Origin of the sequence: Nocardia sp. NPDC050406 (genome assembly GCF_044459025.1) — a bacterium.
In the GTDB taxonomy this organism is placed as follows: domain Bacteria; phylum Actinomycetota; class Actinomycetes; order Mycobacteriales; family Mycobacteriaceae; genus Nocardia.
The window spans coordinates 2,199,767-2,211,346 of the sequence record NZ_JBITIM010000002.1 but is presented as its reverse complement, the minus strand read 5'-3'; the positions used below and the strand labels follow the sequence as shown (position 1 = coordinate 2,211,346).

Here is an 11,580-nt window from a genome sequence, read left to right as displayed (position 1 = left end):
GTACCCCGAAGGGCCTTACCGCTCGACTTGCATGTGTTAAGCACGCCGCCAGCGTTCGTCCTGAGCCAGGATCAAACTCTCCGTTGAAGACTCTCGACTTTGCTCCGAAGAGCTAATCGGAAGAATTAACCAGAGTCCGAAAACCTTGGCAAAATCAAACGCCAGCAAAAGTATTTGCTGACTAAATGTCCGACACCCACACGGGGGTGTAAGCGCCGGAACCAATAAATAATTGGCACTGACATTCATCGACACACTATTGAGTTCTCAAAGAACACACGCACACACCATCGCTCCGAGTTGATCGGATGTCCAGTGAGGCAACTTTTCCAGCCTAACCGCGCTGCTCCGCAGAGTCAAGCCCGTGTTTCGGCCTGGTGTTCACGCCAGGCGCTCCTCGTACTACCTCGTGTTCCAAGGGGCTTCGCAGAACCTACTGAGAAGTCTCAGTGGCTCGGCGTCTCGGCCCCTGGTCGGTGTCCGTGTCGCTCTGACCTGGAATAAGTTACGTGCCGGGAAACGGAACGTCAAATCGCCTGGTCGCGGAGGTGTTTTCGCAGGTCACCAGAGCCGGAAACGACAAGATCGCCGGGCGGAATCACTGGTTTGTGACTCAGCTCTCGGCGATCTTGTTTCCGTATCGGCGAAATGCCTGGTGGCGGCTAATCCACCCGGCGCGCGCCAGCGAAGTGCTTCTTGCCGCGCCGCAGCACCAGCCAGCGACCGTGCAGGTAGTCGGCCTCGGCAGGCGTCCACTCCAGGTCGGCGATCTTCTCGTTGTTCACCGATGCGCCACCCTCGTTGACGGCGCGGCGGGCCGCGCCGCGGCTCTCGCACAGTCCGGAGGAGACCAGCAGGTCGACGATGGTCGAGGTGGGTGCGGCCTCGGCGACCTTGCCGTCGACCGCGGCCTCGGTGAGCGCGGCGGCGAGGGTGGACTCGTCGAGTTCGCGCAGTTCGCCGCGACCGAAGAGGGCTTGGCTGGCGAGCTGGACCGCGCGGGTGTTGTCCTCGCCGTGGACGAGGGTGGTCATCTCGGCGGCCAGTCGGCGCTGGGCCTCGCGGGCGTGCGGGCGTTCGACGGTGGCCTGCTCCAACTCGTCCAGTTCCTCGCGGGAGAGGAAGGTGAACCAGCGCAGGTAGCGGACGACGTCGGCGTCGGCCGTATTCACGAAGTACTGGTACCAGGCGTAGGGGCTGGTCATCTCCGGGTCGAGCCAGAGGCTGCCGCCGCCGGTGGACTTGCCGAACTTCTTGCCGTCGGCCGAGGTCACCAAGGGAGTGGTCAGCGCGTGCACGTGTTCGCCGTCGACGCGGCGGTTGAGCTCCACGCCCGCGATGATGTTGCCCCACTGATCGGAGCCGCCGACCTGGAGACGGCAGCCGTAGTTGCGGCGCAACTGGAGGTAGTCGTTGGCCTGCAACAGCATGTAGCTGAACTCGGTGTAGGACATGCCGTCGGATTCCAGGCGGCGCTTGACGGTGTCGCGCGCCAGCATGACGTTGACGGAGAAGTGCTTGCCGACGTCGCGCAGGAATTCGACCGTGCTCAGCGGGCCGGTCCAATCCATATTGTTGGCGATGACCGCGCCGGTCGGGGAGTCGTCGAGGTCGACGAAGCGCTCCAGCTGGGAGCGAATGCGTCCGGCCCATTCGGCCACGGTGTCGGTGGAGTTCATGGTGCGTTCGCCGACGTCGCGGGGGTCGCCGATGAGGCCGGTCGCGCCGCCCGCCAACACGACCGGGCGGTGGCCCGCGGCCTGGAAACGCTTGAGCGTCAGCAGGGGGACGAGGTGTCCGGCATGCAGGGAGGCCGCGGTGGGATCGAATCCGGCATAGAGGGTCAGCGGACCTTTGGCCAGGTCGCCGCGCAGGGCGTCCAGATCGGTGGACTGTGCGATCAGTCCGCGCCAGGTCAATTCATCGATGATGTCGCCGCTCACGAATCCCCATCCTGCCATCCCCGGTGAAATCAATTTTCGAAGGCGGACCTCAGGGCGTTGAGGTGGACGCGGCTGGCGGTGGCGGCGGCTTCGGGGTCGCGGGAGCGGATGGCGTCGACCAGTACTTCGTGGGCGTGGTGGTCGGCCCGCTCATCGGCCATGGGCCGGATGCGCAGCATGTCGACCATGGCGTGGCGGATGCGCGGGACGAAGGCGTCGAACATCTGGGTGAGGATGTCGTTGTGTGCGGCGGCGATGACCGTGCGATGGAAGGCCGTGTCGGCGTCGACGAGAGCCTCGATCGAGGTTCCGGCTTCGGCGCGGGCGGTGAGGGCGCGCCAGAGCGCGCGCAGGTCGGCGGGGGTGCGGCGGCGGGCGGCCAGGGCGGCGGCCTCGGCCTCGATGGCGATGCGCGCCTCGATGACGGTGATGATGTCGGCGCGGCGCAGCACCGTGTCCCAGTCCTCGACTACATCGAGGGCGGTGACGAAAACGCCTGCGCCCTGGCGGCTTTCGAGCACGCCCTTGCCCGCGAGTTCGCGAATCGCCTCGCGCAGGGTGGAGCGGCCGACGCCGAGTTGGGCGGCGAGGGTGGTTTCGCCGGGCAGCTTGTGGCCGAGCGCCCACTCACCCGCGCGTATCCGACGCAGCAGCACCTCGGCGGTCTGAGCTGCGAGCGGATGCCTCTGTACCTGCGACACAGCTCTTCTACCTCTCTACTTGTCTGAGGAGTTCTTTCTCTCTATTCTAGGCCACATGCCCTTCAGCGCACTGCTTCTCCTTCGTCGCCGCGACGGGGTCTGATCGACCGGCACCCCGTCCGCGGGTCGTCGTGCTGCGCCGGTCATCTCTCACCGACGCGAAGGAATCGCAGTGTCCACTCCCCTGATCTGGAATCGTCAACAGCCCTCCGTCATGCCGTCGCACCGCTATCGCGATGTGTTCCAACGGGTTTCGGTACCGCTGACCGATCGGCGCTGGCCGTCGAACCGCCTCACCGACGCCCCGCTGTGGGTGCCGGTGGATTTGCGCGACGGCAATCAGGCGCTGGCCGAGCCGATGGATCCGGCGCGCAAGCGGCGCTTCTTCGAACTGCTGGTGGCCATGGGCTACAAGGAGATCGAGGTCGGCTATCCGAGTGCCTCGCGGACGGACTTCGATTTCGTGCGGTTGATCGGCGAGGAGCGCTTGGCACCGGAGGACGTCACGATCGTGGTGTTCACCCCGGCGCGACGCGATCTCATCGAACGCACGGTGGAGTCGATTCGCGGGATCCCTAATCAGGTTGTCATCCATATGTACACGGCGACCGCGCCTACCTGGCGCGAGGTGGTGCTCGGCACCTCGCGAGAAGCGTTGACGGACATGATCGTTGCCGGTGGCCGCGACATTCTGGAGCTGGCCGGGAATATGCCGAATGTGCGGTTCCAGTACTCCCCCGAGGTGTTCATGCTGACCGAACCGGATTTCGTCCTGGACATCTGCGACCGCATGACCACGCTGTGGGACGCCACGCCGCAGCGGCCGGTGACCTTGAATCTGCCCGCGACCGTGGAGGTGGCGACGCCCAATGTGTACGCGGACCAGATCGAGTACATGCACCGCAATCTGGCGCGGCGCGAGAGCGTGATCCTGTCGGTGCATCCGCACAATGACCGCGGCACCGGCGTCGCGTGCGCGGAGTTGGCGGTCTTGGCGGGTGCGCAGCGGGTGGAGGGCTGCGTCTTCGGCAATGGGGAGCGCACCGGCAATGTGGATATCGCGACGCTGGCGCTGAATCTGCATGCGCAGGGCGTGGATCCGATGATCGATTTCTCCGATATCGACGGGATTCGGCGCACGGTGGAGTACTGCACGCGCATGCCGATTCCGGAGCGGCATCCGTATGTGGGCGATCTGGTGTACACGGCGTTTTCCGGGACGCATCAGGACGCGATCAAGAAGGGGTTCGCCGAACATCGGGAGCGGGCGCGGCGGCTGGGCGTTTCGGAGCGTGAAATCGCTTGGGAGGTACCGTATCTGCCCATCGACCCGGCCGATGTCGGCCGATCCTACGATGCGGTCGTGCGGGTGAACTCGCAGTCCGGCAAGGGCGGAATCGCGTATCTGTTGCAGACCGAGTTCGGCCTGGATCTGCCGCGGCGTTTGCAGATCGACTTCGCGCGGCAGGTGCAGCGCCACACCGACGACAGTGGCGTGGAGGTGACGGCGGCACGGCTGTGGGAGCTGTTCACCAGCGCTTACATGCCCGAGCACGGGCCCGAGGACCCCACCGCCGAGGTGGAGGTGCTGGCGGTGACACACCAAACACTCGAGCGCGACGGTGCGCGGTCCACGGTCGCCTATCTGGAATATCGAACCGACGACGGCGCGGGGTGGGCGGTGGGAATCGACGAGTCCCCCACGGCCGCAACGACAGCGGCCATGCATGCGGCGTCCGCCCAAACGGACACCGCGGCTCGAGCCGTATCGGCGTGAGCGGACCCGCCTGGCGAGTCACCCCTCAAGTGCCGACATCACCTGTGCCGGAATCGGATTCGCCGAGTCGTCGTTCCAGTTCGGCGACTCGGCTTTCCAGCACGGCGATCTGGGCGCGCAGTTGGTCTTCGACGCTGGGTGCGACGTCTTGGCGGGGCGGGGCGGTCGCGAGGGTCTCCAGGGTCGCCTTGCGCACGCGGGCGGCGTCGGCACCGGCGGCGGTCAGGACCTGCGCGGCGACGCCGTCGCTCTCGTGGACCAGGGCCAGCAGGAGGTGTTCGGGCCCGATGTAGTTGTGGCGCAACTGTAGTGACTCGCGCAGCGACTGCTCGAGCACCTTCTTGGCGCGCGGGGTGAACGGGATGTGGCCGCTGGGCTCCCGGTCGCCCTTGCCGATGATGGCGTCCACGCGGCGGCGCATGCTGGCCAGGTCGATATCCATGGCCCGCAGCACCGCCGCGGCCGCGCCGTCCTGCGCCATCAGCCCGAGCAATAGGTGTTCGGTGCCGATGTAGTCGTGTCCGAGCAGCCGGGCCTCCTCCTGGGAGAGCACGATGGCACGGCGGGCGGTATCGCTGAAGCGTTCGAACATGGCACCACCTGATAGGGAGCACGGTGTGCTATCCACGGTAGCCCTGTGCGCGGTGGTGTGGGGGCTTCTCGTCAGGCCGGGCGTTCCAGGCGCGGCGCGCGGGGGCTGCGACGGTAGGCGGAGACGGCCGGTGAGTCCGGAATCCACAGCCGCCAAGGGATATCGGCGGCCAGGCTGACGCCGACGCGCGGTCCGACGGCGATGGCGGAGGGGTCGGTGAGTTCGGGCGCGAGTTCGAGCCGGATGGGCGAGGCGGTGTCGAACAGCGCGGTTCCGTAGTCGGCCAAGGTGATCGCGAGCGCGCTGCCCACATTGCCGGGGCCGCGCGCCAGATCGGCGTCCTTGCGGGCGGCCGGGCGGCGGCCGCGCACGATATCGTGCCCCGCGATCACCTCGCCCGCGCGCACCAGCACCGCGCAGGCCGTGCCGTCCGGTCCGGCGGTGACGTTCACGCAGGTGTGCATGCCGTAGCTGAGGTAGACGTACAGCATTCCTGCCGGACCGAACATGACCTTGTTCCGCGCGGTCGGGCCGGGATACGAATGCGCCGCCGGGTCGGGCCACGGTCCGGCGGGATCGCTGCCGTACGCCTCGACCTCCACCAGGCGAATCGCCACCTCACCCGACCACAGGGTCGCGCCGAGCAGTCGGCGGGCGGCGAGCAGGGGTTCGACGGCGAGGTGTTCGGCATTCACGAGAATCCATTGTTCCCGATACGCCGTCTGTTGCTTTCGGCTAACCATCCGCTAAGGTCCCCCGATGAGGGCGGGTGCCGTCAGTTGGAACCCGTCATCGAGGGAGTGCGCTGACCGGCAGGGCCGCGGGTGCGCGATCGCGCACCCGCACAGCGCATGGGGATTCGGGCCCGGTTCTCGACAACGGCGTCGGGAACCGGGCCCATCGTCTACCGCTCGTTGTCGGCCACCGGCCGCAGATGCGCCATCTTGTCGGGATTGACCTGGAATCGCAGGTTCTGGATGCGCCCGTCGAGCACGTCGAAAGTGATCGCGCCGACCGGGTATCCGCCGATCTCGCCGAGAATGCCGAGCTCGCCATTGATGAGGGCGGGCCGCAGTTCGATACCGGCGACAATGGGCTTGTCCAGCACGCCGATCATCCAGCGCGCGACATGGTCGGGGCCGTGCACCGGACGGCGCGCGGCGGTGACCTTGCCGCCGCCGTCGTTCCACATGGTCACCTCGGGTGCGAGAACCTCCATGAGCGCGTTGACATCTCCGCCTCGACAGGCGGCCAGGAATTTGTCGGTGATCTCCGAACGCACCGTGGTGTCGGTGTCGAAGCGGGGGCGGCGCGCGTGCACATGGTTGCGGGCCCGATGCGCGATCTGCCGGATGGTCGTTTCGGGGCGGTCGAGGAAGCCGCCGATTTCGGCATGGGAGTAGCCGAAGACCTCGCGCAGCACGAAGACGGCGCGTTCGACCGGGCCGAGCGTCTCGAGGACCACCAGCATGGCGGTCGATACGCTGTCGGCCATCTCGGTCTCCTCTTCAGCGGCATTGGGGGCGGCGATCAGCGGTTCGGGCAGCCACGGACCGACGTAGGTCTCGCGGGTGGCGCGGGCGGAGGTGAGGCGGCTCAGCGCCAGGTTCGTAACGGTGCGCACCAGGTAGGCCTTCGGGTGCTCGACCGAATCCTGGTCCACCGCATGCCATTTCAGCCAGGCGTCCTGCAGGATGTCCTCGGCGTCGGCGACGCTGCCGAGCATCTGGTAGGCGGTGCCGAACAGCAGCCGTCGGTGTTCGACGAAGGGGTCGATCGGCGCGAGGTCGGCGGAGCGGGTGTCGTCCTGCATGGCAATCATGATTACCGGTCGGGAACCGAGACCGATACCGGTGCGGCCGGATGTGGGCCGCACCGGTCGGGGCGGTTCAGGCGGGCCGCCGGGTCGCGCGTCCACCGGTGGACAGCTTGACGGGCACGGGCATGTGCTGGCCGACCTTGAAGGCGATCGGCGGGGTGCTGCTCACCTGCTCCTTGTAGATGACCGCGGCCCGGCCCTTCAGGTACCAGCGATTGGGGGTGTCGTCGGCCTTGGTGAACTGGATGACGGCATCCTTGCGGCCCAAGCTGACCGGCTGGTGGAAGTAGCCGATGCGGAAAGGCTTGGGCTGCTTGCCCTTCAGGATGCGGGCGATGGCGGCGGCGGTGTAGGCGGCCTGCGGAACACCGGTCTGGCAGGTGCCGTGGACCTGGCCCCAGGCCATGCGCACGGCGGCGGCGTCGCCGAGGGCGTGGATCTCCGAGTGCGAGACCGAGCGCAGGGTCGGATCGGTGATGATCAGGCCCTTCGCGTCGGTCGCGATTCCGGCCTGGGCGGCCAGTGCGGAGACCTTGACGCCGGTGGTCCACAGGGTCAGATCCGAATCGACGGTCTCGCCGGTGTCCAGCCGCACCGCGTCGGGCAGGACCTTGGTCACCCGCACGCCGACCTTCCGGATGATTCCCAGGCGATCCAGTGCGCGGTTCAGGTAGGCGCGCGCCTTCTCCCCCATCATCGCGCCGGGTTCGCCCGCGCTGATCAATGTGACGGTGAGATTCGGGTGACTCTCGGCGATTTCGGTGGCCGCCTCGATGCCGGTCAGCCCGCCGCCGCAGACGGTGACAGCGCCTCCGGCGCTGGCGATTTCGTCGAGGCGCACCGAGAAGCGGTGTGCCAGACGGGGATCGTCGAGGGTCCAGGCGTGGTCGGCGGCGCCGGGCACGAGGCTGGTATCGGTGCGGCTGCCCAGCGCGTAGACCAGGGTGTCGTAGGTCATCGTCGCGCCGTCGTCGAGGGTGACGGCGCGTGCCGCCGTGTCGATCGCGGTCGCCGCCGCCTGATGGAACTCCACACCGGATCCGGCGAACAGATCCGGAATGTGGAAGTTCTTCAGCTGCTGTCCGGCCGCGACCTGATGCAGCCGCAGCCGCTCGGTGAAGCGCGCCGAGGGGTTCACCAGCGTGATCCGCACCGGCTGCCGCCGGGTGCGCCGCGCCAGTCGGGCCGCGGTCAGCATGCCCGTGTACCCCGCGCCAAGGATGACGATCTCGTGGGTCTTGTTGGTGCTCATGGCGTCTGCTCCAAGGGGCTCGTTCGTCGTGGTCGGCTATGGGACAGAACAGCCCGGCGGAACGTGACAACCATCGAGTGTGACCTGCGTCACTGCTGTGCGGTCAGTGCTTGGCGAAGGCTTCCTGGCGGATCACCTGGAGCATGGTGGGGTTGTCGACGGTGGTGACCACGCCGAGCGTCTTGCCGATGAACGCCGCCTCCTCGAGAACGCGCAGCAGTACCGCGGCCAGGTCGACGCGGGCGGTGAATCGTCCGTCGGCACGGCCCTCGACCATGGCGTAATCGGTGACCTCCGGCAGGTCGTAGAGGCCGCTGGGCCGCACGATGGTCCAGTCGAGATCGGTTGCGCGAACGAGGTTTTCCATCCGCCGCATATCGTCGTAGAGGGTCTTGCCGAGCACGCGCGTGACATAGGGCTGCATGACGCGGTTGAACAGGAATCCAGCATCCGGATAGTGATGCGGGTCCACGGCGCTCGACGTGACCACCGCGAGTCGCCGCACGCCGTGCGCGCTCATGGCGGCCGCGATATTCCCGACACCGCGCGAATAGGTGGTGATCGGTTCCTTGCCGAACGGCACCCCGAGCGTCGAGGCCACGGCGTCGCTGCCCGCCACGGCCGCCGCGACGGCCGCCGGATCGAAGACGTCGGCGCCGATCACGTCGAGTCGATCATGGTGCAGCGGAAAGGATTCCGGCCGCCGCGTGACGGCGGCGACCCGATGACCCGCCGCCAAGGCTTGTTCGGTGAGCAGGCGGCCGGTGGGTCCGTTCGCGCCGAAGACACAGATTCGCATGACGAGTTCCTTCCGAGACACGACCTCGCTTCGTACCGCGAGTCGTATGATATGGAAACCATACAATCAATTTCGGGAGCCGTAAAGTATGAGTTCCATACGAGATGGAGATACGGTGCGGCCGCGCCGTCAGCTCACGGTGGCCGTGAAGGAGGGGTTGCGCGACTTGAACATTCAGCTCGCGCTGCTCAACCGGCGTTTCGGCGGGCGGATCGAACTCAAAGAGGTGGATTGGACCTGCCTGGATCTCATCGCTCGATACGGCCCGCTCACCCCGAGCGCGCTGGCGCGGCGGGCCGGGCTGCACCCGGCGACGTTGACCGGGATTCTGGACCGGCTGCAGCGCGGCGGATGGATTGTGCGAGAACGTGATCCGGACTCGACCGACCGCCGCGCGGTCACCTTGCGAACGGTGCGGGAACGCAATGCGGAGCTGTATCGGACGTTCGCCGGGATGAACAACCGGATGGACGAGATCTGCGCGGGGTACTCCGCGACCGAACTCGAGGTCATCGCGGACTTCCTGCGCAAGACCTGCGCCGCCGGGCAGGCGTCAGCCGAGGAGTTGGCGCGCTGACTCCGTGTTCCGGGTCACCGCGGGAACATTCGGCCAGGTCACGCGGTTGGCCTGGGTGGTGCCGCGCACCCGTGGCCGGAGGATTTCCGTCCGCGCCGAAACCGTCGAATGAGGTGTGATGGCCGTACAGGTCGAAATCTGGACCGATATCAACTGCCCGTTCTGCTATCTGGGCAAGCGGCGCTTCGAGGAGGCGCTCGCGGGGTTCGCGCATCGCGACGCTGTCGAGGTGGTGCATCGGTCGTTCGAGTTGGATCCGACCCTGGACCGCGGCCACAGCGATGCGGTGGTACCGCATATCGCCGCCAAATACGGGATCAGTGAGGCGCAGGCGGCGGCGAACGAACGCGGAATCGGCGCGCAGGCCGAGGCGGTGGGGTTGACCTACCGGACCGAGGGGCGCGACTTCGGCAACAGTTTCGACATGCATCGGCTGCTGCACTTCGCCCTGGCGCAGGGGCGGCAGGAAGCGCTGCTGGACGCGTTGTACGAGGCCAATTTCGCGGATGCGCGGCCGCTGTTCGGCGACAGCGAACGGCTCGTCGAGGTGGCGGTGTCGGCTGGTTTCGAGGAGAGCGACGTACGCGCGGTACTCGCGGACCCCGACGCCTATGCCGACGCGGTGCGCGCCGATGAGGCCGAGGCGGCCCGGTTGGGTGCGCGCGGGGTGCCGTTCTTCGTCTTCGATCGCACCTACGGGGTGTCCGGCGCGCAGCCGCCGGAGGTCTTCGCTCAGGCCCTCGAACGGGCGTGGCGCGACCACGCGCCCGTGCTCGAGTCGCTCGGCGACGGCGAGGTGTGCGGCCCCGACGGCTGCGCGCTGCCGGAGCCGCGCTAGTTCTTTCGACGGGCGGGCAGGTATCGGCTGTGGTCGCCGTGGCGCACACCGACCACATCGTCGGCGATGACGAATCCATAGGCGACCACGACCAATACGGCCAGCTGACCCCAGGCCACCCAGGCCACGCCGATGGGTGCGGTGGCCACCGTCGCGACGGCCGCGACGAGCCGCCACCACGGTCGGGGTAGGCCGAGCACGAGCCGAAATGCCCACTGCCCCACGAAATACAACGCCACTCCCCCGGACAGCGCCAGCGCGGCACCGGCGGGCACGGATTCGTTGCCGTGCGCGATACTCATCTGAATTCCGGCCGCGGTCAGGATGATTCCGATCATGAGCGCGAAAATCGCGTAGCCGTAGGCCAATACGGCGGGGCGACCGCGCTGGACGCCGGGGAGCGCGTCGAGGGCCTGTTCGCCGCGTTCGTCGTCGAAGCCGAAGAACGCCCACCACAGCACATAGGCGAGAGTGAGGGCGAGCGCGACCATGGCGATCAGTCCGGGGGTGATGTCCCGCCCGGCCAGACCCGCACCGACGGCGATGATGGATTCGCCGATGGCCACGATCACCACCAGGCCGTGCCGCTCACAGAAGTGGGTGGCGCGAATGACGAAGCCGCTGGGGTTGATCAGGTACGGGGTGAGGATCTGCACGGCCAGCGCGAGCGCCCACAGCAGGTAGCGCGGCCAGCCGTGAACGAAGCCGCCCGCCAGGACCAGTCCGGCGGAAACGCCGTTGCAGATGCCCAGCCGCACGACCGTCGCCGTCACGGTGGAGCCCCCGTTCGAATAGAACAAGCCCGTGTGCACCAGATTGATCAGCACGTATGCCAGGCCGAAGGTGATGCCGGAGCCGCTGAACGCGCCCGGAACCGCGAGCGCCAGAACGAAGAACCCGAACATGCCCACCAGCAGCCAGGTGCGGCGCACCGAACTGTTCGGGGCGACTTCGTTGGTGAGCCAGATGTAGCCGTCGTACATCCACCAGATGACACCGAACATGAGCACGACCTGACCGAACGCCGCCCAACCGGGGTGATGGGTATAGGCGTGGGTGAGCTGGGTGATCGTGAAGACGAAGACTAGGTCGAAGAACAGTTCGAGGGTGGAGGCGCGGAGCTGCCCGCCTTCGGCCTCGTCCTCGGTGGCGTGGTTGTCGCTGGTCACGTGCCGAGAGTAGAGGTGCGCTGGCGTGAATGCGATGCGGCGGGGCCGGTGCGTCGGAAGGCCCGTATCGGGGAATTCTCGGGGTCGGGAGGGGGTGAAAATCCGGGCGGCAC

Annotated in this window: 10 protein-coding genes, 1 rRNA gene and 1 pseudogene; 3 read left to right on the top strand and 9 right to left on the bottom strand. The window is 67.2% G+C overall.

What is annotated here, in order from left to right; all coding sequences use genetic code 11:
* From ACIBH2_RS23545 to ACIBH2_RS23535, 3 genes are all read right to left on the bottom strand, one after another.
* A 16S ribosomal RNA gene (locus ACIBH2_RS23545) occupies positions 1 to 87 on the bottom strand; the annotation flags it as partial.
* A 575-nt stretch (positions 88 to 662) separates the two neighbouring features.
* Positions 663 to 1,943, bottom strand: coding sequence for a tyrosine--tRNA ligase (tyrS, locus tag ACIBH2_RS23540; RefSeq protein ID WP_397120719.1), 1,281 nt, complete (start codon positions 1,941 to 1,943; stop codon positions 663 to 665).
* Between the two features lie 29 nt (positions 1,944 to 1,972).
* Positions 1,973 to 2,644, bottom strand: a complete 672-nt coding sequence (locus tag ACIBH2_RS23535) for a FadR/GntR family transcriptional regulator (RefSeq protein WP_397120717.1) — start codon at positions 2,642 to 2,644, stop codon at positions 1,973 to 1,975.
* 214 nt (positions 2,645 to 2,858) lie between these two features.
* Between ACIBH2_RS23535 and ACIBH2_RS23530 the strand changes: the two genes are divergently transcribed.
* The gene (locus ACIBH2_RS23530; protein WP_397121013.1) at positions 2,859 to 4,421 is read left to right on the top strand and encodes a 2-isopropylmalate synthase; all 1,563 of its coding nucleotides are present in this window, start codon (positions 2,859 to 2,861) and stop codon (positions 4,419 to 4,421) included.
* A gap of 166 nt (positions 4,422 to 4,587) precedes the next feature.
* Here ACIBH2_RS23530 and ACIBH2_RS23525 read toward each other — a convergent pair.
* The 5 genes and pseudogenes from ACIBH2_RS23525 to ACIBH2_RS23505 form a co-directional block, all read right to left on the bottom strand.
* Positions 4,588 to 5,013, bottom strand: a pseudogene (locus tag ACIBH2_RS23525) (Clp protease N-terminal domain-containing protein); the annotation flags it as partial.
* A 71-nt stretch (positions 5,014 to 5,084) separates the two neighbouring features.
* Positions 5,085 to 5,708, bottom strand: coding sequence for a DNA-3-methyladenine glycosylase (locus tag ACIBH2_RS23520; RefSeq protein WP_397120715.1), 624 nt, complete (start codon positions 5,706 to 5,708; stop codon positions 5,085 to 5,087).
* Positions 5,709 to 5,917: 209 nt separating this feature from the next.
* A complete protein-coding gene (locus ACIBH2_RS23515; protein WP_397120713.1) occupies positions 5,918 to 6,826 on the bottom strand; it encodes an RNA polymerase sigma-70 factor in 909 nt (302 codons plus the stop codon).
* 76 nt (positions 6,827 to 6,902) lie between these two features.
* On the bottom strand, positions 6,903 to 8,084 hold the full coding sequence (locus tag ACIBH2_RS23510; RefSeq protein WP_397120711.1) for an NAD(P)/FAD-dependent oxidoreductase: 1,182 nt from the start codon (positions 8,082 to 8,084) through the stop codon (positions 6,903 to 6,905).
* A gap of 103 nt (positions 8,085 to 8,187) precedes the next feature.
* The gene (locus ACIBH2_RS23505; RefSeq protein WP_397120709.1) at positions 8,188 to 8,883 is read right to left on the bottom strand and encodes an NAD(P)-dependent oxidoreductase; all 696 of its coding nucleotides are present in this window, start codon (positions 8,881 to 8,883) and stop codon (positions 8,188 to 8,190) included.
* Positions 8,884 to 8,971: 88 nt separating this feature from the next.
* Here ACIBH2_RS23505 and ACIBH2_RS23500 point away from each other — a divergent pair, with 88 nt between their 5' ends.
* Both ACIBH2_RS23500 and ACIBH2_RS23495 read left to right on the top strand, forming a co-directional pair.
* The gene (locus ACIBH2_RS23500; RefSeq protein ID WP_397120707.1) at positions 8,972 to 9,460 is read left to right on the top strand and encodes a MarR family winged helix-turn-helix transcriptional regulator; all 489 of its coding nucleotides are present in this window, start codon (positions 8,972 to 8,974) and stop codon (positions 9,458 to 9,460) included.
* Between the two features lie 118 nt (positions 9,461 to 9,578).
* On the top strand, positions 9,579 to 10,298 hold the full coding sequence (locus ACIBH2_RS23495) for a DsbA family oxidoreductase (RefSeq protein WP_397120705.1): 720 nt from the start codon (positions 9,579 to 9,581) through the stop codon (positions 10,296 to 10,298).
* On the opposite strand, the gene ACIBH2_RS23490 is transcribed toward ACIBH2_RS23495, so the two are convergent.
* Positions 10,295 to 11,467: a low temperature requirement protein A gene (locus ACIBH2_RS23490; RefSeq protein ID WP_397120703.1), complete on the bottom strand. Its 1,173-nt coding sequence runs from the start codon at positions 11,465 to 11,467 to the stop codon at positions 10,295 to 10,297. The two genes, ACIBH2_RS23495 and ACIBH2_RS23490, sit on opposite strands and share 4 nt — an antisense overlap.
* Positions 11,468 to 11,580: the final 113 nt, after the last annotated feature.